At 36.9% G+C, this 21,983-nt stretch carries 18 protein-coding genes; 14 read left to right on the top strand and 4 right to left on the bottom strand.

Going from position 1 to position 21,983, the window contains the following annotated elements:
* Positions 1–86: 86 nt before the first annotated feature.
* Positions 87–1,145, bottom strand: a complete 1,059-nt coding sequence (locus J7W16_RS07690; protein ID WP_210596720.1) for a lactonase family protein — start codon at positions 1,143–1,145, stop codon at positions 87–89.
* Between the two features lie 148 nt (positions 1,146–1,293).
* Between J7W16_RS07690 and J7W16_RS07685 the strand changes: the two genes are divergently transcribed.
* Complete coding sequence (locus J7W16_RS07685; RefSeq protein WP_246879915.1) at positions 1,294–2,040, top strand: Cof-type HAD-IIB family hydrolase; 747 nt, start codon at positions 1,294–1,296, stop codon at positions 2,038–2,040.
* A 400-nt stretch (positions 2,041–2,440) separates the two neighbouring features.
* Here the strand turns inward: J7W16_RS07685 and hpaB are convergent, their stop codons facing one another.
* Complete coding sequence (gene hpaB, locus J7W16_RS07680; RefSeq protein ID WP_210596719.1) at positions 2,441–3,880, bottom strand: 4-hydroxyphenylacetate 3-monooxygenase, oxygenase component; 1,440 nt, start codon at positions 3,878–3,880, stop codon at positions 2,441–2,443.
* A gap of 316 nt (positions 3,881–4,196) precedes the next feature.
* Here hpaB and J7W16_RS07675 point away from each other — a divergent pair, with 316 nt between their 5' ends.
* The 7 genes from J7W16_RS07675 to J7W16_RS07645 all read left to right on the top strand — a co-directional run bounded on the left by J7W16_RS07675 (position 4,197) and on the right by J7W16_RS07645 (position 13,585).
* On the top strand, positions 4,197–5,771 hold the full coding sequence (locus tag J7W16_RS07675; protein ID WP_210596718.1) for a response regulator transcription factor: 1,575 nt from the start codon (positions 4,197–4,199) through the stop codon (positions 5,769–5,771).
* A gap of 10 nt (positions 5,772–5,781) precedes the next feature.
* Positions 5,782–7,524 (top strand): sensor histidine kinase, encoded by a 1,743-nt coding sequence (locus tag J7W16_RS07670; RefSeq protein ID WP_210596717.1) that lies wholly within the window; start codon positions 5,782–5,784, stop codon positions 7,522–7,524.
* A 292-nt stretch (positions 7,525–7,816) separates the two neighbouring features.
* A complete protein-coding gene (locus tag J7W16_RS07665; protein WP_210597213.1) occupies positions 7,817–8,680 on the top strand; it encodes an ABC transporter permease in 864 nt (287 codons plus the stop codon).
* A gap of 14 nt (positions 8,681–8,694) precedes the next feature.
* A complete protein-coding gene (locus J7W16_RS07660) occupies positions 8,695–9,618 on the top strand; it encodes a carbohydrate ABC transporter permease (RefSeq protein ID WP_210596716.1) in 924 nt (307 codons plus the stop codon).
* 101 nt (positions 9,619–9,719) lie between these two features.
* Positions 9,720–10,727 (top strand): endo-1,4-beta-xylanase, encoded by a 1,008-nt coding sequence (locus tag J7W16_RS07655; protein ID WP_210596715.1) that lies wholly within the window; start codon positions 9,720–9,722, stop codon positions 10,725–10,727.
* 17 nt (positions 10,728–10,744) lie between these two features.
* Positions 10,745–12,805, top strand: coding sequence for an alpha-glucuronidase family glycosyl hydrolase (locus J7W16_RS07650; RefSeq protein WP_210596714.1), 2,061 nt, complete (start codon positions 10,745–10,747; stop codon positions 12,803–12,805).
* A gap of 129 nt (positions 12,806–12,934) precedes the next feature.
* Positions 12,935–13,585, top strand: coding sequence for a YesL family protein (locus tag J7W16_RS07645; protein WP_210596713.1), 651 nt, complete (start codon positions 12,935–12,937; stop codon positions 13,583–13,585).
* 80 nt (positions 13,586–13,665) lie between these two features.
* Here the strand turns inward: J7W16_RS07645 and J7W16_RS07640 are convergent, their stop codons facing one another.
* Together J7W16_RS07640 and J7W16_RS07635 are read right to left on the bottom strand one after the other, a co-directional pair.
* Positions 13,666–14,817, bottom strand: a complete 1,152-nt coding sequence (locus J7W16_RS07640; protein WP_210596712.1) for a family 8 glycosyl hydrolase — start codon at positions 14,815–14,817, stop codon at positions 13,666–13,668.
* Between the two features lie 39 nt (positions 14,818–14,856).
* Entirely contained in the window at positions 14,857–16,362 is a 1,506-nt protein-coding gene (locus tag J7W16_RS07635) for a GH39 family glycosyl hydrolase (RefSeq protein ID WP_419095825.1), read from the bottom strand.
* A gap of 186 nt (positions 16,363–16,548) precedes the next feature.
* Here J7W16_RS07635 and J7W16_RS07630 point away from each other — a divergent pair, with 186 nt between their 5' ends.
* The 6 genes from J7W16_RS07630 to J7W16_RS07605 all read left to right on the top strand — a co-directional run bounded on the left by J7W16_RS07630 (position 16,549) and on the right by J7W16_RS07605 (position 21,981).
* Positions 16,549–17,040, top strand: coding sequence for a YajQ family cyclic di-GMP-binding protein (locus tag J7W16_RS07630; protein WP_210596710.1), 492 nt, complete (start codon positions 16,549–16,551; stop codon positions 17,038–17,040).
* Positions 17,041–17,131: 91 nt separating this feature from the next.
* Complete coding sequence (locus J7W16_RS07625; RefSeq protein ID WP_210596709.1) at positions 17,132–17,815, top strand: GntR family transcriptional regulator; 684 nt, start codon at positions 17,132–17,134, stop codon at positions 17,813–17,815.
* A gap of 170 nt (positions 17,816–17,985) precedes the next feature.
* Entirely contained in the window at positions 17,986–19,410 is a 1,425-nt protein-coding gene (uxaC, locus tag J7W16_RS07620) for a glucuronate isomerase (protein ID WP_210597212.1), read from the top strand.
* The gene (uxuA, locus tag J7W16_RS07615; RefSeq protein WP_210596708.1) at positions 19,407–20,483 is read left to right on the top strand and encodes a mannonate dehydratase; all 1,077 of its coding nucleotides are present in this window, start codon (positions 19,407–19,409) and stop codon (positions 20,481–20,483) included. The genes uxaC and uxuA overlap by 4 nt, the downstream gene beginning before the upstream one ends.
* A complete protein-coding gene (locus tag J7W16_RS07610) occupies positions 20,480–21,328 on the top strand; it encodes an SDR family oxidoreductase (protein ID WP_210596707.1) in 849 nt (282 codons plus the stop codon). The genes uxuA and J7W16_RS07610 overlap by 4 nt, the downstream gene beginning before the upstream one ends.
* 14 nt (positions 21,329–21,342) lie before the next feature.
* A complete protein-coding gene (locus J7W16_RS07605) occupies positions 21,343–21,981 on the top strand; it encodes a bifunctional 2-keto-4-hydroxyglutarate aldolase/2-keto-3-deoxy-6-phosphogluconate aldolase (RefSeq protein WP_210596706.1) in 639 nt (212 codons plus the stop codon).
* The last annotated feature ends 2 nt before the right edge of the window (positions 21,982–21,983 follow it).

Below are 21,983 nucleotides of genomic sequence, written 5' to 3'. Positions count from 1 at the left end.
AGATGCCTTAAAAGGTTGTTGACCTTTGAAGACATCCTGCGAACCGTTTATATGTGATTTACTATTACGGAGTTTAATTGTAAAACCTAATTTAGATTAAGAAATTTAACACATACTGGATTTGGGATTGATAGCTCAATCCCTGTTTTTGTTAATTCACCTGTTTCTTGGTTTCTAGAGAATTGAACAATATTATTAGAATCTTTATTTGCTGCAAAAATAAACTGACCTGTCGGATCAATTGAGAAATCACGTGGATGCGATCCTTCCGTTGATGTAAAGGAATTAAGAGTGATTTGTCCAGTATTCTCATCAATAGTGAAGAGAGCTATACTGTCATGACCGCGATTCGAAGCATAGAGGAACCGACCATCGCCTGATAAGTGAAGTGCTCCTCCAGTACTTTCTTCTTCAAAATTTTCAGGTAGTGTAGATAGCACCTGAATTTCTTTGAGATTTCCATTGTCATGATCATATTCAAAAACAATTACTTCTGAGCTTAATTCTGCATTGACGTAAGCTGTTTTGCCATTAGGGTGGAATCTAATATGTCTCGGACCACTCCCTGGTTTTACGGTGATTTCTTTATGTAGTGAAAGCTTTCCTTCCTCAACCTTGTACATAGCAATCTTATCTGTACCTAGATCCACAACACACAAGAAGTTTCCATCAGGTGTGATGCCAGCAAAGTGGGCATGGGCCTTCTCTTGGCGAGCTTCGTTAGGTCCATTCCCCTCATGTTGGACAGTCGACAAGGCCTTTGATAACTGTCCATTCTCATTAATAGAGAATGCATCAGCTGTTCCTTTATGATAATTAGCTGTGAATAGGTACTTATTCGATTCATCTAAACTAACATGGCATGGCGGACTTCCTGCTTCAACCTGATGGTTAATAAGGGTCAAATCATGTTCCTCATTAATCGAATAAGCTGCGACTCCACCATCTTCCCCTACTTTAGCGACAGAGTATAAGTAATCATTATTTTGACTAATTGTTAAATAAGTGGGACCACCAATTTCGGCGACTGCTTTGACATGATCCACTTGTCCTGAAACTGGGTCCACCTGAAAACGATAAATTCCTTTGCTGTCTCCATTTGTGTATGTACCGACGTATGCAACTAACTGATCAGATGTTTTCATAGTTATCATCCCTCCATAGTGAATTTCTACAATTTCACTATAACATAGATGCAGGAGAGAGTAATTGCTATACGAATTATTATCAACTAAAATGATGATAGTAGAAAAAACTGCGGAATGGAACTGAAAGCTTAAAGGAGTTTTTAACATGACTAATATCAATCATGAAAATATACAGTTAATTGCTATTGATATGGATGGTACTCTCTTGGATCACGAACATAAGATTTCAATTGAAAATAGGAAGGCGATTAAGGCAGCACAGGATAAAGGAATTCACGTTGTTATTAGCACTGGGAGAACTCGAATGACACTTGACGATTTAATAGAATCTCTATCGTTAGATTCCTATCTTATTACAGTGAATGGCAGCGAAATTTGGGATGCATCTCGTCAATTGGTTGATAGACAAATTCTTAGTACAGATTTAGTGGAATATATGTGGGAGTTGAAGCAAAAGCATCAAACAGAATGTTGGGCAGCTTCAGTTGGAAATGTATGGAGAGAAACGTTCCCAGAGGACTTTACTTCCCATGAATGGATGAAGTTTGGTTTTAATATAGAGGATGATCAACTAAGACAAATCATACTAGAAGAGCTATCTGAAAATCAGCTACTAGAGGTAACTAACTCAAGCTTAACGAATTTGGAAGTGAATGCAGGTGGTGTGAATAAAGCGAGAGCAATTGAAAAAGTATGCGGTTTATTGGGACTGACGATGAATCAGGTCATGGCTCTCGGTGATAGCCTAAATGATCTAGCGATGATTAAGGAAGCAGGTATTGGTGTTGCGATGGGGAATGCTCAGCCCATCGTAAAAGAAGCAGCAGATTGGGTCACAGTAACAAACGAAGAGAGTGGTGTAGCAGAAGCAATTAAGAAGTGGTGTTTATAAACCGCAAGACGCTTGCTACTATTATCTTGTTTCCAATTTATACTATCTGCCGAAATGCAGCGACGTCTGCACGAACCGCAATTAGTGGGGCAGTTATTAGTATGTCTGGCTCTATTGATCAGCTCCGAAAAAAGTATATAAGTAAAAAAAGGCTGGGCATAGTTAAAGTGTCTAACTGAAATACCGAACAAAGCATTTACTCAGCGGATGAAATGTACGTAGACTCCTGCGCGATGCAAAAGAGGCCACTGAAAAAGGTGTGATTTTCACCTTTCTTCAGTGGCCTCATGGCTCACCGGCTTCCCGCGGAAAGCGAAGTATATTTTAGGAGCGGTTTACGTCCGCCAACTATATTGTTCGGATTTTCTATTAGTTAAATCACTATTGTCTCAGCCTCTGTTTATTTTAAAAATGAATCGATGTCATCGACAAATGGTTGTTTGTCATAGGAAAGATATAGTGCTGATGAAAGTCTAATAGGATCACCGAAAAAAAAGCGTTCATACTGTGTTTGTCTCGAGCCAAAAGGACTCATTGTTAAATCCCAAGCTAATCTTGTCAATTGTACACGTTCTCTACCTTTCACATTTGCTGCTTGAAGATAATGTTCTAATTCTTTTCCGATCGTTGTATTAAAGTCGGCCTCAGTTGGAAGAGAGATAAAACCACTTGCACCAATTAGATGAAGAATCTCAACGAGACGTGGATATGTTTTTTGATAATAGTTAGATGCTGTCATTAGGGGAACATGTGCAGGAACCATTGTGCCGAAAGAATTTACACTTGCTTCTGACTCGGCCCTAGCTAGTAAAGATTTCATAATTTCCAAACAAACGATGATTTCACTCAATTTTTCTTGTATATGTTGATATTGTGTGACGTCAATCGAAGTTGCTAATGATTCACCAACTCCTAGTATGAATTCTGTCTTGATTATTTGTCTTGATACCGCCTGATACAAAAGCATAATATTAAGATTTGTTTCTGTGAAAATAGTACTAGCCTTTTCAGAATTTTTATATAGTAGAACGCACTCCCAGGGAACGAGGACGTGATCGAATACAACGATAGCGTCGACCTCATCGAACTGTGACGACAACGGGTAATCAAATTGACAATTTGAACTAGATGCGTAGGATTGCCGACATAGAAATTTCAACCCTGGTGTGTTAGATGGAATGGCGAATGCGAAAGCGTAGGTAGTGTCCATTGATTTAGTAGCAGCAGGTAAGACGAGTATTTCATCGGTGATCCCCCCCTGTGTTGCGAGTAGGCGAGCACCATGAATGACAATACCATCTTCGGTTTCGTCGATGACTTTTGCAGCGACAATGTCATCCTTATTATTTTCTCTATAAGATTCAAAGTAAAAGGGCGAGCGATTAGATTGAGGATTTATAAATGTATGAGTAAAGGACAAATCATTTTTTTTTGCTCTTTCGTAAAGGTTTGTAGCGTTATTTGCAAAACGATTATCAAAAAATGAATGGGATGTACCTAATGTCATAATAGCTGTATTAATGTAATCTGGTGATCTACCAATTGTTCCTCCATTTTCTTTTGCCCAAAGCTGTGTCCCATCCCGTCGTTCCTGTAGGCAAGAAATTGTTTTTGGCTGTTTATAGGCAAAGTTATGTCGCTCATTTTGCTCTACAAATGTTAATTTTTCTTGTAATGAGCTGTCATGTTGTAGCTCGTATAAGGCTGCTTTGCTTTTTAAGATTCCCTTGAATGCTTGATGCTCAGAGAGTTTATCCTCCACTTTTTCCCCGTCAATCCAAATTTCATTCTTTAGTTTGTCGATACGATCTATATATTGTTTTCCTGTAACAATGGACACCTGGATCCCACCTTTTATGGTCTATATGCGTATTTTATGGGGGTATTCACTTTTTGTGAATGAATATAACCAACAGCATACGGACAGACAGAAAGAGAATAACTTATAAATTATTTGAATTTAAGTAGTCAACATTCACTAACAATCCTAGGCTGTGGCACGGGTTTCCTTTAACTAAAGATGGAGTGTTAAAGATTATAAAATAAATTAAATAATTGAAACCGTTTTCAATCTTTGGAAAAAGTATTACAATGAGAACTGATAGATTAAGATCGTTGTTATTTACTTAGGCAATAAGATGGGAGGGTCATACAACATGAATAAAGTCATTTTAGTTGATGATGAGCGTTTTGTTCGCCAAGGTCTACTCAATCTAATTGATTGGGAAAAATGTGGTTTTCAGGTTTGTGCAGAAGCAGATAATGGTAAGGGAGCGTTGCAACAGATTGAACAAACGAACCCTGATTTAGTCATCACGGATATTCGAATGCCTGTTCTAGATGGAATTGAGTTAATAAGACAGACAGTCGAAGAAAGGGATCTGGACACGAAATTTATCATTTTAAGTGGCTATAATGATTTTAAATATGCCCAGAAGGCAGTGAGATATGGTGTTTATGACTTTATATTAAAGCCAATTGAGAAAGAAGAGTTGGAAGAAACTCTAATACAACTCAGTACTTCTATTTTAAAGGAAAAAGCGATTAAACAATCGAATGAAAAAATACTGATAACAAATAGATTTGAAGAAATAATTAGTGGTAAAGTTGAACATTCAGAAGATCTATTAGAAATCTTGAAGTTAAACAAAGCTAGCAAATTTTACTATATTATTATTGAGATTAATGGCAGTGATTTGAATGAAGAGAACTGCTTACAATTGGAGAAAGGTAGGATTGAGGAATTAATTGGGGAATGGTCTAATGGGAGTCCTAATCTTCCTTTTCGAACTCACCAACGTAATAGTTACGGTTTATTAGTAACTGATTTAACGTTGGATAGATTCATGAACAGTTTTGATATATTTATTGAAAAATTGCAGTTGAACCTTCAAAAAAAACTGGGTAAACATATCTCTATTTATATTGGGGATGGGGTAGACAGTTTGAGTGAAGTATCTACTTCAATGGATTCAGCTAATTTTGCGATGCAATATAAATATAGTTCGAATGATAATAAACCAATTTATTATACTAAGGTGAAAAATTTAACAATCATTTATACTGAAATGGATACAGCCATTTATCAAAAATTACTCGTATCAATTGAAGAGAATCATAGAAAGGATACCGTGTTAATTATTGACCAAATGTTTGAGGAATTCCAAACTAAATTATTTGCACCTGAAGCTATAAAAACGTCAATTAATCGTTGTGTCCATAGTGTAACCAAAACGATTAGAAATATGGAGGGGGACGAGAAGAACCTTTCGAGTTTGCCAATAATGATTAAATGGCATCAATATTCTTGGACATTCGAACAATTAAAAAAGATCTTTTCCGATTTTGTACTCGAAGCCTCAGAATATCTAGTTGAGCTAAGAAAGCAAAATGGCAAAGGAGATATCCAAAAAGTAAAAAAGTTTATTGAAGCCAATTTCCATAATAATATTAGTTTAAAAAGTATCGCTAATACGTTCTTTATGAATCCTGTCTATATGGGTCAGCTTTTCAAGAAAGCATACGGTATGTATTTTAAAGAATATTTGTTGCAGGTAAGAATTGAAGAAGCAAAGAAACATTTACGCCAAACTAATTTAAGAATCTATGAAATTGCTGAAAAGGTCGGCTTCCAAAGTCCCGATTATTTTGTCACTCAATTTGAAAAAATTGAGAACCTGACACCAACAGAGTACCGCAATCAAATTCTACAACAAAGTAATTTAGAGTAATGGGGAAACTATGGGTAAATTTAATATTAATAATGTCAACTTAAGAAATAAGCTATTAATTGTCTATTTCTTCTCGGTCTTTATTCCAATCCTATTAACTAATATCATTTTTTATCATGTTACGATTACAAATGTTCAAAAACAAAAAGAAGCAGATCTAACTTTAGCTGTCAGACATATGTCTGATAGCTTCAAAAACATTGTTAATGATGCAGTTGGGATATCGGCAACCATTTATACCGATAAGACTCTCCATGATTTTTTAGAAAAGGATTATCAATCCATCGTTGAGTATGTTAATGATTATGATTTAGTTTTAAGAAACTATAAGTATAGTACGCTCTATGCTTCAATTAAAGATTTTAATTTATTCACAGATAATCAAACTGTGTTGTATGCGGGCGGTATTCGAAATGCAATGGAGGACCTCCCGAACCAAGAATGGCTGAAAGATGTGCTTAATTCATCTACGTTTGCACCTACTGTGATTAGAATAGATGATGAAAAAAGTGAAAACGGATTCATTTTCAGTGTGATTCGTAAACTAGATCATTTTCATAACAATACAAAACAGAAAATTGTTAAGATTGATTTAAATACAGAACTAATAAAGAAAGCCTTTGTTAACGCAACGTTTCAAGGTGAAGTCTATTTGGTTGATGAGAATAATATGATTCAATATACAACCGCAGCTAATAGTGATACGGAATTTTTCTCTGATAAATTAATTGAACAAGATTCGCTTGTTTTTTCAGAAGAATACACAATCAACTATTTAAATGAATGGAAAGTGATTGGTATTGTTTCCGAAGCGACCATTTTAGAAGAGGCTCAAAATTCAAGAAGATTCATTTTGTATTTAGCTGCTATTAATTTCTTTGTCCCCTCTTTTGTTATTATTTATATTACTAGTTCACTACACTCACGTTTAATCAGGATCTTAAAACAAATGAAGCGAATGAAACATCAACAATTTAATAGTATTGAAGGTGTTGAATATAAGGATGAGATAGGCCAGTTAACAACTGAATTTAACCGCATGTCTAAGAAAATCAAAGATTTAATTAATGATGTGTATCTTGCTAATCTGCAAAAGAAGGACCTTGAACTAAAAAGTAAACAAGCTCAATTGAGTGCTCTTCAAAGTCAAATAAATCCACATTTTCTATTTAATTCTTTAGAAACGATTCGAATGAGAAGCATGCTAAAAAATGAAGATGAGACAGCAAATATAATTAAGAATATGGCTAAAATCCTTAGAAATTCAATTTCGTGGGGGAAGGACTGGGTAACTGTTCAAGAAGAATTAAAAATGATTCAATACTTTCTAGAGATTCAAAAATATCGTTTCGATGAAAAATTAAACTATCATATTGAAGTAGATGATGATGCAAAGGAATGTAAGATTCCGAACATGGCATACACTCCATTTATAGAAAATGCTAGTATTCATGGAATTGAACCAAAGCTCGGTAACGGATTAATTAAGATTAAAATTACAAAGGAAGAAAATAAAATAGTCTGTCAAATAACGGATGATGGAGTTGGGATGGAGAAAGAATTTTTAGATGAGTATCTTCATTCTTTACAGACAAACGAATCAATGGGTGATAGTGTAGGAATTCGTAATGTCTATTACCGATTGAAACTGCTATATGGCAACCAGTTTGAATTTACAATGAGTAGTACAATCTCGGAAGGCACAACAGTTAAAATTATATGTCCAGCTGATAGCAGTCCTAATAAACCATAGTCGTCCTGACTATGGTTTATTTTTGTCTTAAATTAGCCTAAGTTTTTCAAAGTAAGAACTATAGTTTTGATGGTCCAAGAAACACAAGGTTAGCGTTAAAATAAAACTAATCAGATGAAACCGCTTACAGTTTTTTGTTTGAGTGTTAGAACAATAGTCTAATCAAGGAGGGATAGAATTGCGTATAGAAAGAGAACCTCAGAATAGTGTACCAACTCTGTTAGAGAAAAAGAAAGAACCAAAACTGAAAACGATTCTAAAGAAATGTAGGCAACAGAAAGCACTATTGATAATGACCGTACCGTTTGTTATTTGGCTAATAATATTTAAATATGTGCCTGTATGGGGATGGACAATGGCCTTTCAGGACTTCAAACCAGCACGTAGTTTTAGTGAGCAGAAATGGGTAGGCCTTGAGCATTTCTACTTCTTATTTCAAGACAATACCTTCTTAATCATTCTTCGAAATACGTTTGCAATGAGTTTTATTAATATGGTATTAGGATTTGTAACTGCCATTCTTTTAGCCGTACTACTAAATGAGATTAGAAATATGGGCTTCAAACGAATCGTTCAAACAATTAGTTACATGCCCCACTTTATTTCATGGGTTGTAGCAGCAAGTATTGTTTCTTACACACTATCTCTAGAGAACGGTATTATAAATATTCTTTTGACAACCTTCAATATTGTTGATGAACCTATTTTGTTTTTAGGGATTGGTGAATATTTCTGGGGAATTATTGGGGCAGCTGAAACTTGGAAGAACGTTGGCTGGAATACGATTATCTATTTAGCTGCAATCGCTATGATTGATCAAGCTCAATATGAAGCAGCCGAAATTGATGGAGCTTCGAGAATACAAAGAATTATTCATATTACGATTCCTGCAATGCAACCCGTTATTGTTATTCTTGTCATTATGAATCTAGGATACATTTTAGAATCTGGATTTGAACCTCAATATCTATTAGGAAATCCAATGAACTATCACTTTTCTGAAAACCTAGATATTTTTGTTTTAAAATATGGAATTTCGATGGGGAATTTTTCACTAGCTACAGCAGCTGGAATCTTTAAAACAGTCGTAGCATTTGTTTTCCTATTTGCAGCAAATGGTATCGCCAAAAAACTAGGCCAGGCCAGATTATTTTAAGAGGAGGTGCCCAAATGAGTCTCTTTACTAAGAAGAAAAGAAACATCCGTCGCACGAGAGAAGATGTTGTTTTTGATACATTAAATACTATTTTTATGATTTTCCTTTGTATCGTTATGCTGTATCCATTTATAAATACATTGGCCATTTCTTTGAATGATGCTTCAGATTCAATTAAAGGTGGAATCTTCCTTTGGCCGAGAGAATTTACTTTGAAGAGCTATGAACATGTCTTTAGTCAATCGACTATCTTCCAAGCAACATGGATTTCTATCTTAAGAACAGTAATTGGTACCGGTATCTCATTGATTTGTACTGCAATGGTTGCATATGCAATTAGTCGAAGAGAGTTCGTCTTTAGAAAATCAGTGACAGTTATTTTTGTCTTAACAATGTATTTTAATGGTGGATTAATTCCAACTTTCTTACTTATGCGTGATTTACAATTAATCGGAAGCTTCTGGGTCTATATCCTTCCGGGAATCATTGGAGTATTCAACCTAATCGTCATTCGCTCATTCATTGAGGGACTACCGGAAAGCTTGTTTGAATCAGCACGAATTGATGGTGCTGGGGACTTCACTACTTTCTTTAAAATTGTCTTACCACTATCACTTCCAGTACTTGCAACCGTGTCTCTATTTGTTGCGGTATTCCAATGGAACCAATGGTTTGATGTATTCTTATATAATTCAAGTGATCAAACATTGAGTACATTGCAATATGAATTAATGAAAATCCTCCAAAATTCAACTGCAATTGGAGGAGGTAGTCAAACGGATGCCTTTGTCAATTCAGGATCACAAGCTGAACGGGTCACTCCTGTATCCATTCGTGCAACAATGACGATCGTTGCGAGTGTACCTATTATTATGGTCTACCCATTCTTGCAGAAGTACTTCGTTAAAGGGTTAACTTTAGGTGGAGTAAAAGAATAACTGAGATCCATAAGATAATCTAAAAAAGAGGGTGTCCCGTTGGTCTAGCAAAGATCCTCGGAGACACCCTTCATATTGATCTGCTTAAGGGAGGAAGAACTATGGATAAGCTGGAAAATAAAAAAGCTCCTATTTTAAAGGAAAGCTATAGTAACTATTTTCGTATCGGAGCAGCTGTGAACGAAAGAACATTACATTCTGCGAGTGAATTATTAAAAAAACAATTCAATAGTCTTACAGCAGAAAATGAAATGAAACCAGAAATGCTTCAACCTGAAGAAGGTGTCTTCTCTTTTGAAAAATCTGATCGAATCGTACAGTTTGCACAAGATCATAACATGGCAGTTAGAGGTCACACTCTTGTTTGGCATAATCAAATGCCTGAATGGATGTTTCACGACACTACAGGTACCACAATTGATCGTCAAAGGTTATTAGAACGAATGAAATCTCATATTCAAACAGTTGTTAAGCGTTATGCAGGGAAAGTAGATTGTTGGGATGTCGTAAATGAAGCGATTGCTGATGAAAGTAGTCAATTTTTACGTGCTTCTAAATGGCTTGATATTGTGGGAGAAGATTTTATTGAGAAAGCCTTTTTCTTCGCTCATGAAGCTGATCCAACAGCCTCTCTTTTCTATAATGACTATAACGAATCTGAGCCAGTAAAAAGGGATAAAATTTTCCGACTTGTGAAATCGTTGATTGAGAAAGAAGTGCCGATTCATGGTGTGGGGATGCAAGCTCATTGGAATATTCATTTACCAACGATTGATAACATTCGACGAGCAATTGAATTATATGCTTCTTTAGGGTTACAAGTACAAATAACAGAGATGGATGTATCTGTTTTTGATTGGGAGGATCGCCGAACAGATCTTAAACAACCCACAGACGAAATGAAGGAATTACAAGCAGAACGGTTTGAAGCATTTTTTAAGGTATTTAGAGAGTATCGAGAGGTGATTACCTCTGTGACGTTTTGGGGAGCTGCAGATGATTATACTTGGTTATCTGATTTTCCAGTGAGAGGGAGAAAGAATTGGCCGTTTTTATTCGATGAAAACCATAGACCGAAAGAAGCTCTAACGACTGTAACTAGTTTTTAATAATAGGAGGGGTAACGATGAGTGTAGATGTTAAGAATGCTGAAGGATATAAAGCGTGGCTTAAGTACGATCTTGTTACGAGTCAGGAGAATATAAGAGAAATAAGCCGATGGTGTAGTCGAATTGTTCATTTAGTAGATACAAGGATCGTTCAGGCTGCTAAAGAAGAATTGACAAGAGCGATTTCAATCATGATTGGTGAAGAGCCACAAATAGCTTCAGAGACAGTAACGTCCAATCATATTCGATTAGCGACATCAGAGCAGCTAAATGTAGATGAATTTCCTGAAATAAGAAAGATTAATGAAGAAGGTTATTTGATTAAGACTGTGAAACATGAAGAGGGATCATATATATTATTAGCTGGAAAGTCTGACAAAGGGGTTTTATATGCTACCTTTCATTTGCTTCGTTTGATTCAAGCAGAACATAGTCTTGATAATCTCGATATCGTTGAAAGTCCTCGCAATCAAATACGGATGATCAATCAGTGGGATAATATGGATGGAAGTGTTGAACGTGGATATGCTGGGGAGTCAATTTTCTATAAGGACGATGACTTTATTCGTGATTATGACCGAATTAAAGATTACGCCAGACTCCTATCTTCAGTGGGGATAAATGCAATCTCAATTAATAATGTCAATGTTCATGCTGTTGAAACAAGTCTTATTACGACATTTCTACCAGATGTCGCAAAGGTTGCTGATGTATTCAGAACATACGGGATAACGACATATTTAAGTGCAAATTATGCAAGTCCGATGGAACTAGGTGATTTAACAACAGCGGATCCGCTAGATGAGGGAGTTAAAGCATGGTGGAAAGATAAAGTAAAAGAAGTGTATAGTTATATCTCAGATTTTGGTGGATTCGTCGTAAAGGCTGATTCAGAGCATAGACCTGGACCTTTTACGTATGGACGAAATCATGCAGATGGTTCCAATATGCTAGCAGAAGCATTAGAACCATTTGGTGGAATTGTCATTTGGAGATGCTTTGTATACAACTGTATGCAGGATTGGAGGGATCGTTCCACAGATCGGGCTAGAGCTGCGTATGATCACTTTAAACCACTTGATGGTCAATTCCATAATAATGTTATTTTACAAATTAAAAACGGTCCAATGGATTTTCAAGTAAGAGAGCCGGTCTCTCCGCTATTTGGAGCAATGAGGGACACAAATCAGATGATTGAATTTCAAGTTGCACAGGAGTATACGGGTCAGCAGCGACATGTCTGCTTCCTAATTCCACAGTGGAAGGAGATTCTAGACTTTGATACGTATGCCAAAGGGCAAGGTTCAACGGTGAAATCAATTGTTGATGGCTCAATGTATGAAAGTAAGTTAAGTGGGATCGCGGCTGTTTCAAATATTGGTAACGATACGAATTGGTGTGGGCATCAGCTTGCACAAGCTAATTTATTTGGTTATGGACGACTTATCTGGGACCCTAATCTTTCAAATGAAGATATTGTTGATGAGTGGGCTAGAGCAACATTTGGAAATAACTCAGCTGTTATTGAAAATATTTCAGCAATGCTTCTTAGTTCCTGGCAGATCTACGAAAGTTACACCGCTCCATTGGGTGTAGGCTGGATGGTCAATCCTAACCATCATTATGGTCCAAATGTTGATGGCTATGAATACTCAGTTTGGGGAACATATCATTTTGCAGATTGGCAAGGCATTGGTGTTGATCGAACAGTGACGAGTGGCACTGGATACACGTCTCAATATTTTGAAGAAAATATGAAATACTATGAGTCACTTAAGACTTGTCCAGATGAATTGCTTTTATTTTTCCATCATGTTCCGTATACTCATTTGCTGAAATCAGGAGAAACTGTCATCCAACATATCTATAATACTCATTTTGAAGGCGTTGATCAGGCAATAGCTCTGAAGGAAAAGTGGGAGGCTTTGCAGCAAGCGATTGATGAGGAACGGTTTCACTCAGTTAACGAAAGATTAGAAGAGCAAATTGAAAATGCTAAAGAGTGGAGAGATATGATCAATACATATTTCTACCGCAAATCAGGAATAAAAGATAAAGAAAATAGAGTGATCTATTAGGTGAAAGTCGGAGAGGCTATCTCAAATAGTCTAAATTATTCTATATGAGATAGCCTCTTTGCATATGTTAACCTCATCTAAACAATGTTATAATGAAAGGGGTTACAATGCGATGTTAGGGGGAAATTTATGGATGGCCAAGGAGCTATGGGTGGGTTCTACCGGGTTGCTGAGCGAATCATGTTATTCGCCTATTTAAATATATTATGGATCTTATTTACATTGCTTGGACTAATTGTTTTAGGAATCATGCCCTCAACGATTGCCATGTTTACCGTCTATCGAAAGTGGCTCATGGGAGAAAGAGATACGCCTATTTTTAAGTTATACGCAAGAACGTACAAGAATGAGTTTATCAAAGGGAATGGCTTAGGTTTGTTTTTAGCAATAGTAGGTTATATTCTATACGTTGATTTTGTCTATCTAGGTACAGTAGATGGTATGTTAAATCTTATTTTTACAGCATTTTTGTTTATCGCTGGTATATTATATTTATTGTTACTTGCTTATCTTATCCCTGTATATGTTCATTACGACCTGAAGTTCTTTCAATATATTAAACATTCACTGATGATCGGCGTAATTAGTCCGTTAATGACTATACTTATGCTGCTCAGCTTAATCGCTCTATATTTTGTGTTCAGAATGATTCCTGGATTAATCCCATTGTTTAGCTTTAGTGTGATCGGATTTATCATTATGGGAAATGCATATTATGCCTTTGTACGATTAGAAAGACGCAAAGAAGATTTGGAAGATGTTGTTGGTGAAAGTGTGTAGAAGGTGGTTTACAACAAATATTGAAAAATTAAGACCCCATCAAAAGGGAAATAGCCTTTTGATGGGGTTTCTTTGATGATTTAGTTATTTGTATTTGGAAAGTAAATTTTGTAGTTTCCACTTAAAGCAAGCAAGCTGAAAAAATAAAGACAATTATCATAATATCGTCTATCGCCAGTTCGCAATGGAGTCTTCCAAAAAAGGTCTACGGTTGCTTTAGCATATGGTCCATCAGAAGAAGCAAGTGAAGCCATAGCGTTCGTTGCAAGCAGACCGACTGGATGTAACGACTTTTCGTCAAAAGCTACTCCTTCAATCGTATACCGGCGATAATCTTCTATATCTTTGTCGATAAAGAATGCTTGAATTTTGTTTGCTTCTTCTGTTTGCCAGGTGTCTATGCGAAACCATTCATAGTCAAGTCCAATATTTGCTGCGAGTCGATATGAGTCACTAAAGAAATATCCGAATCCTCGTATATGATTAGGAGTTCCGTCATAATGGGCATACTCCGGAGCGAGACCTGTTTCAGGATGACAGGAAAGCTTAATATAATCGCGACTAGCTTGTGCAGCACTTTTCCAAAATGGACGATCTTCTTCATTTGCCCATAAACTAAAAAGTTCATAGAAATGGGGAAGATGATAAGAAGGATCAGAAAACTCAACTTCCGGTACAAATTTTATTAAGTGATTTTCTGGATTCCACATTGGATATCCGTCATTGTGCTCACCTTTATGAAGACAAGCATCAAGGATGTCCTTTGCTTGCTGACTGTAGTTAAAAGGAGATGGTCCATCCCCCCAACGATGGGAAGCAAAAAATAAAGCCATTGCAAAGAACTCTTCACCATCAGGAGCGGGCCCATGAGCATTCTTGGTTCCATCGGTTTGACAAGACCAAGCAAAATAGCCGGCATGTGTACCACTATCCATATACATATATGTTTTCGTCCAATTCCAGACTCGATCAAACACGTCTTTGTTATTCATTTGAACAGCCATCATCATGGCGTAGGATTGCCCTTCTGTACGAACATCATTATTACCAGTATCAACAAAGTAACCAAAGTTTTCCCCTTCTTCGTGATAAATTCTAGAATCTTCATCACCAAAGAATAATTCTCTCCATGTATCTTGTAATCTCGTCTCGATTTCTGATTCGCTATAGCCATATTCTTTAAAAAGATTACGATATTGACCTGTATGAAAAGCTCCAGCCGTTTTTTTCATTGTTGAACCTCCTAGTAATTGGTTGACGATTTTAAAAGGTTAATAGGACGTAATTAAACGATCATCTAAGCCATGGTAACTGTCTGATTCATCGTTAATTGGTTGTATTTCAATCAATGTCACTTCGTTCTTCGTTAAAGTAATTGATACAGTCAGCGTGCCATCAACTGTTTGCTCTCGAGAGGTCCGAACGAAAGGTATTGATGTTTGTTGAAGGGTATGAATGGTTTGCTTATCTGGAAACCTAGGACGTCCTAACTGTTGCCAAACCTTCCACGGATTCGCATGATTCTCATCAATTGTTTGTCTTTTTAGAAATAGAACTGACGACGGAACTGGGATCGAGAATTCAACTTCGGTGTTAAAGTCATCCCCTTTTTCCATGACTAAATTCCAGGCAATTAATACAATAGATCCATCTTTCCTTTGAGTCACGATTGCTTGCTCGTCACGATAAAGAACCCTTTCTCCTAAATGATTAAAAAAAGCAAATAAATGGAATGTAGGTTTTGGAATATGATTTAATGCTATTAGGCCGAATCCCCCGTGGAATTGGGATTTAGGCACATCAAGTTCCTCAAAGACATCACTAAATGTCCAATAAGAGAATGAATCAACATAGTCCCCAGCTTCACTTAAAATTCGAGCAAGATACGCAGCATTTAGCGTCGTATCATGGACGGGATTAATTGGACTATAAGAAGTGTTGTACTCAGTAATATGAAAAGGCAATTCTGGAAACGGTGATTGATCTATCATTTCTCGCACACTTCGAAACTGTTCAAGCATATCTGTATTATCTACCAGTTCTTGATAGTAGTACTCCGTCGTAATCTTCGTAGGTGGCTTAGACGTATATGCATGTCTACTTACGAAGTCCACGGGAACGCTTTCATTTTTGCAGAAATTAAGAAAATCAACAATCCATTCATCTGAACCACCACAAATTGCAGGACCACCTACTTGCAGGTCTGGATGGATTTCTTTTATTGCTTCTGTAGTAATGTGATAAAGCTTGAAATATTCCTCCTTGTTTGCATCCTTCCAGAAATTCACTAGATTTGGCTCGTTCCAAACTTCAAACGGCCATTCGAGAACTTCTTCAATCCCATAGCGGTCAATAAAATGAGAGACACATGCCTTAATTAGATTAGCCCATTTCTGATAATCATTCGGTGGAGTAACATTTCCTTCCCAATAAAAAATCGTCTGGTCTCCGGAAGCTAATAGCTTTGGCATAAAACCAAATTCAACAAAAGGACGTAGACCTAGGTCAAGAAATGCATCAAAGATCCGATCAATATAAGTGAAATTATAAAATGGTTTCTTCTCACCATTAATCTCCATTTCACGGTAAATGCCGACGTCATCACTTAATAGACCATGCCCGCGTATGTAGTCAAATTGAATAGACTTTTGTATTGTTTCGAGATGTTCTAAATATTCCTTTTGTAGGGCAAGACCAAGTCTGCCAGTTCCAATGCATTTTTTCCAATTCCTTTTAAATGAACGAATCGTTTCATTTTCAATCGTAACTGTTTTCAACATAGATTAACCCCCTACTGAATGTTGTTTAGAAAGTATACCAAAGGATGTTTTTCAGAAGAAATAGTCAAATTAAAGTTTAGGCCATAGAAAGTTTATATATATGCGACATACTCACCCATTAAGGTTGTTAACCTGATCGTTTTTCATCTATAATAAGATGAAATAACCCTTTGGAGGTAAACAATGGCAAAAGAAAGTTCATTCGATATTGTTTCAAAAATTGATTTTTCAGAAGTGACGAATGCAGTTACGATGGCAACGAAAGAAATTCAGACTCGTTATGACTTTAAAGGAAGTAAAAGTAATATTTCCCTAGACAATGAAGAATTAGTTCTTATCTCTGATGATGAATATAAATTAGATCAGTTGAAAGACGTGTTAATTTCCAAACTGATCAAGCGTGATGTTTCGATCAAAAATCTTGATTATGGAAAGATAGAGGGAGCATCAGGTGGTACCGTTCGTCAACGTGCCAAGCTGATTCAGGGAATTGACAAGGAAAATGCAAAAAAGATTAATACAATAATTAAAAATAGTGGAGTGAAAGTAAAAAGCCAAGTTCAGGATGATCAAGTACGCGTAACCGGTAAAAATCGAGATGATCTCCAAGCAATTATTGCAGCAGTTCGTGGTGCAGATTTATCAATTGATGTTCAGTTTATTAACTACAGATAATAGGTGGAGTTAGCAGGATGGGTCTGCTAACTTTTTCACACTATACACATGTATACTTGTATGGTAGTATGAACAGTAAGGAGTGAACAACATGAAAATTGATCAAGAGACTCGAAAGAAATACGCTTCTACTCGTGATTTCGTCTATCAAAGCTTAAAAGAAAATATGATTTCACTAAAGCTTGAGCCGGGTGAGAGCATTTCTGAGAAAGACATTTCGGAAAGATTAGAAGTGAGCAGGACCCCAGTAAGAGAAGCTTTTGTTAAGCTAGTCCAAGACGAATTACTTGAAGTATATCCTCAAAGAGGTTCATTTGTAGCTCTCATAGATCTAGAGCATGTTGAGGAAGCTCGTTTTATTCGTAGACATCTTGAAAAAGCCATTTTTGGCTTAGCATGTGATCACCTTCCCAACGACTACTTGCAACAGCTTGAATTTAATCTTCATATGCAAAAGAAGTGTGTCGAAGTAAGGGATTACGATAGATTGTTTCTTCTTGACGAGGAATTCCATCAGACAATTGCTGTAGGGTGTGGGAAGAAGAGGGTATGGACTGTGATCCAACAAATGAACGTACACGTCAATCGTGTTCGCATGCTTAGTCTCGTTAAATACGATCATTTAGAGACGATTTTATTTCAGCATGAAGAAATGATTAGATTGATTAAATATCACGAGAAGGCAGAAGCAGAAAAGATATTAGCTGAACATTTAGATCTAGTGAGTAAAGACCTATCCCAGCTAAAGGAAACATATCCGAATTATTTTAAATAGATTCTTCAAAAAAGGAGGTGGGGTGAATTTCCCCTCCTTGGCAAGACCAAAGCGTTGATCATTTTGCAAGATTAATTACAAGGCGAGCTCATTAATAATCTACGTTTCAGAATAATAAATACGTCTTATTTTGTAATCGCTACCATACTAGCGAGGAAAGGATGATTAAGTTGAAGCCGTTCTTAGGAGAAGATTTTTTACTGGAAACGAGAACCTCACGTACTCTTTACCATGAGTTTGCGAAAAACATGCCAATTATTGATTATCACTGCCACTTGTCGGCAAAAGAAATTGCTGAAAATAGACAGTTTTCATCAATGGCAGAAATGTGGTTAGGTGAAGATCATTATAAATGGAGAATGCTACGTACTTTTGGAGTTCCTGAAGCTTATATTACTGGAAATAAAAGTGAAAAAGAAAAATTTATGAAATGGGCCGAACTAGTTCCAGACCTCATAGGAAATCCGTTATATCACTGGACCCATCTTGAATTACAGCGTTGCTTTGGAATTTTTGATAGTTTAAATAAAAATAGTGCTGAGAAAATATGGGAGGCGTGTAATCAAGAATTAAAAAAGGAACGTCTGTCAGCTAGAGGGATTATTAAACAATTTAATGTGAAAATGCTTTGTACGACTGACGATCCGGTTGATTCACTTATTCATCATAAGCAATTAAAAGAGGATTCCTCTTTTGAAGTTGACGTATTACCGACCTTCCGACCAGATAGGGCTTTTAATATAGAGGTAGATGGTTTTCTTGACTATATAGGGGAGCTTGAACAAGTATCTGATACGGCTATAAGGACCTTTACTGATTTTAAGAAGGCACTTGAAATACGAATTAATTACTTTCATGAAGTAGGGTGCCGCCTTTCTGACCATGGCTTGGATACAGGATTTTACCGTAATTATTCTGAAGAAGAAGTGGAGTCAATCTTCCAACAAGCTCGTGAACGAAATTCATTGTCTACAGAAGAGGTTATTAAATTTAAGACCGCAGTCCTAGTAGCACTAGGGAGACTTTATGCTCGTAAAGGATGGGCCATGCAGCTCCATATTGGTGGTCTTAGAGGGGTAAATAAAAGAATGGTTGCTCAAGTTGGAATGAATACTGGCTTCGATTCTATAGCTGATTTCAGCTATGCAGCTGACTTAGGGAGCTTTCTTAATCATCTTGAAGTGACGAATGAATTACCTAAAACGATCCTTTACGGTTTAAACCCAAGAGATAATTATATGCTTGCGACAATGGCAGGTAACTTTCAAAGTGAGATCCCAGGAAAAATTCAACACGGCACAGCATGGTGGTTTAATGATCAACGTGATGGGATGGAAGACCAACTTAAAACGCTTGCTAATGTTGGTTTGTTATCAAAATTTATCGGAATGTTAACGGATTCTCGTAGTCTCTTATCCTATACAAGACATGAGTACTTTAGGAGAATTCTTTGCAATATCATCGGGAAGTGGGTAGAAAATGGAGAATATCCAAATGATCTTGATCATATAGGGAAGATCGTGAAAGACATTTGTTATTACAATATTCAAGAGTATTTGGATGTTACATATCTAGAAAAGGAGAGGTCGCAATGAGAATGGTCTTTCGTTGGTTTGGTGAAGGAAATGATTTAATTTCACTTGAACATATTAAACAGATACCTGGTGTAGAAGGAATCGTTTGGGCATTACATGATGTACCAGCGGGTGAGGCATGGCCATTAAGCAGAATACATGAGGTGAAGACCGAAGCAGATCGTCTCGGTTTAACAATTGATGTTGTTGAGAGCGTTAACATTCACGAAGATATTAAGCTAGGGCTTTCGACAAGAGATGAATATATTGAAAACTATAAAAAGACAATTGAACGTCTAGCCCAAGTGGGAGTGAAGGTTATTTGTTATAACTTTATGCCTGTATTTGATTGGACTCGGACAGATCTTTTCAAAGAATTAGACGATGGTTCTACAGCTCTCTTTTTTGAAAAAGCTAAGTTAGAGAACACAGATCCAATCGAACTAGTAAAGCAAATCGCTGAAAACTCTACACTGACTATGCCTGGCTGGGAGCCTGAGAGATTAAAGGATTTATCAAAGCTTTTTGAACTGTATAAGGATGTTACAGAAGAGAATTTATGGAGTAACCTCCAATACTTTTTAGAACAAATTATTCCGGTTGCTAGGGAACACGATATCAAGATGGCCATTCATCCTGATGATCCTCCGTTTTCTGTTTTCGGATTGCCAAGAATAATGACAAATCATCAAAATATTGCTCGTTTTTTAGAGCTTGTAGATGATCCTTATAATGGCTTAACCATTTGCAGCGGTTCATTAGGTGCTAACCTTGAAAATAATGTAAGTGAAATGGTAAGAGCATTCTCAGAACGAATCCATTTTGCTCATCTCCGTAATGTGAAAACATATGGAAATGGAGATTTTATTGAAACCTCGCACCGTTCATCTGACGGAACCGTTGACCTGTTAAGTATTGTCAAAGCCTTGCATGACAGCGGGTTTGAAGGGTACGCAAGACCAGACCATGGTCGACATATTTGGGGTGAGGAATGCAGACCTGGTTATGGACTGTATGACCGTGCCCTTGGGATCATGTATTTATGGGGAATATGGGATGCACTTGAGATGAAAAAGGAGAGAAGCCTAACATGATTACGATGAGTGACAATTTAAAAGGAAAAGTAGCCGTGATCACAGGTGGAAGTGGAGTGCTTTGTGGAGCAATGGCAAGGGAACTCGGTCGCCAAGGTGTTAAGGTTGCAATATTAAATCGGAATCTCGAAAAGGGGAAAATTGTTGAGCAAGAAATTATAGCAGCTGGTGGGGTGGCACTTGCTATATCATGCGATGTTCTTGATGCCAAAAGTGTAAAAGAAGCGGAAGAAATCGTAACAGAACAATTAGGTATATGTGATATTTTAATCAATGGTGCTGGAGGAAATCATCCTGATGGTACAACAACGAATGAAACGTTGAAGGCAGAGGACTTGGACAATGATGCTCTAAAGACGTTTTATGATATGACAACTGAGGGCTTTCAGTTTGTTTTTAATCTGAACCTAGTTGGAACAATTATCCCAACACAAGTTTTCTCTAAGAAAATGATTAATCGTCCTGGTGCAACAGTAATTAATATGTCATCAATGAGTGCCCCCTCACCGATGACGAAAGTGCCAGCTTATAGTGCAGCAAAAGCTGGGATTGATAATTTCACCCAATGGTTAGCTGTTCATATGGCTGAAGTTGGCATAAGAGTAAATTCGATTGCTCCTGGATTTTTCCTCACTGAGCAAAACCGAAAATTATTAACAAATGAAGATGGTTCGTTAACACCTCGTTCAGATAAGATTATGGCCCATACACCAATGGGGAGATTTGGAAAGCCTGAGGATCTTTTGGGTACATTAATTTGGCTAGCTGATCATCAAATGTCTGGTTTTGTAACAGGAATTACTGTTCCGGTGGACGGTGGATTCCTAGCATATTCTGGTGTGTAAAGGATGGGATTAGGATGAAAAAATATGAAGTCATTAAAAACATTTCAAGCAATCTTTTAGTAGCTGTTGTCCGTGGGGAGAATGCGGAAGAAGCAATTCGCATTTCCAAAGCGTGTACGGAGGGTGGTGTGAAGGTTATTGAGTTAACCTATACGACACCGGATGCCTCGGCTGTTATCTCACAACTAAAACAAGAGTTACCGAAGGATATTCTAATTGGTGCTGGAACAGTACTAGATGTAACAACAGCACGTCTTGCTATGCTAGCAGGTGCAGAGTTTATCGTTTCGCCATCATTCGATACAGAAACAGCAAAACTATGTAACTTATACAAAATACCTTACATGCCTGGATGCATGACGATTACTGAGATGAAATCAGCTCTTGAAAACGGCTGTGATGTTATTAAGCTATTTCCTGGGAGAATGTTTGGTCCAGCCATTGTTAAAGATTTAAAAGCACCACTTCCACAGCTAGACATTATGCCGACTGGTGGAGTTGGTCTCGATAATGTTCAAGAATGGATCAAAGCAGGTGTTTGTGCAGTCGGTGTAGGCGGGCAGCTCGCAAAAGGAACATCAGAAGATATTTCTGAAACTGCTCGCCAGTTTATTAAGAAAATTGAAGAAGTTCGAACTCAAATGGGGAGTTGATT

The organism is Halalkalibacter suaedae, from assembly GCF_017939705.1.
Classification (GTDB): domain Bacteria; phylum Bacillota; class Bacilli; order Bacillales; family Bacillaceae_D; genus Halalkalibacter; species Halalkalibacter suaedae.
Note: the sequence above shows the minus strand (reverse complement) of the source record. Positions and strands in the feature narration are given on the sequence as shown.

Coding starts and splice junctions, on each gene's coding strand:
- J7W16_RS07690 (WP_210596720.1), bottom strand. CDS start 1,145: ATGAAAACATCTGATCAGTTAGTTGCATACGTCGGTACATACACAAAT.
- J7W16_RS07685 (WP_246879915.1), top strand. CDS start 1,294: ATGACTAATATCAATCATGAAAATATACAGTTAATTGCTATTGATATG.
- J7W16_RS07675 (WP_210596718.1), top strand. CDS start 4,197: ATGAATAAAGTCATTTTAGTTGATGATGAGCGTTTTGTTCGCCAAGGT.
- J7W16_RS07670 (WP_210596717.1), top strand. CDS start 5,782: ATGGGTAAATTTAATATTAATAATGTCAACTTAAGAAATAAGCTATTA.
- J7W16_RS07665 (WP_210597213.1), top strand. CDS start 7,817: ATGACCGTACCGTTTGTTATTTGGCTAATAATATTTAAATATGTGCCT.
- J7W16_RS07660 (WP_210596716.1), top strand. CDS start 8,695: ATGAGTCTCTTTACTAAGAAGAAAAGAAACATCCGTCGCACGAGAGAA.
- J7W16_RS07655 (WP_210596715.1), top strand. CDS start 9,720: ATGGATAAGCTGGAAAATAAAAAAGCTCCTATTTTAAAGGAAAGCTAT.
- J7W16_RS07650 (WP_210596714.1), top strand. CDS start 10,745: ATGAGTGTAGATGTTAAGAATGCTGAAGGATATAAAGCGTGGCTTAAG.
- J7W16_RS07645 (WP_210596713.1), top strand. CDS start 12,935: ATGGATGGCCAAGGAGCTATGGGTGGGTTCTACCGGGTTGCTGAGCGA.
- J7W16_RS07640 (WP_210596712.1), bottom strand. CDS start 14,817: ATGAAAAAAACGGCTGGAGCTTTTCATACAGGTCAATATCGTAATCTT.
- J7W16_RS07630 (WP_210596710.1), top strand. CDS start 16,549: ATGGCAAAAGAAAGTTCATTCGATATTGTTTCAAAAATTGATTTTTCA.
- J7W16_RS07625 (WP_210596709.1), top strand. CDS start 17,132: ATGAAAATTGATCAAGAGACTCGAAAGAAATACGCTTCTACTCGTGAT.
- uxuA (WP_210596708.1), top strand. CDS start 19,407: ATGAGAATGGTCTTTCGTTGGTTTGGTGAAGGAAATGATTTAATTTCA.
- J7W16_RS07610 (WP_210596707.1), top strand. CDS start 20,480: ATGATTACGATGAGTGACAATTTAAAAGGAAAAGTAGCCGTGATCACA.
- J7W16_RS07605 (WP_210596706.1), top strand. CDS start 21,343: ATGAAAAAATATGAAGTCATTAAAAACATTTCAAGCAATCTTTTAGTA.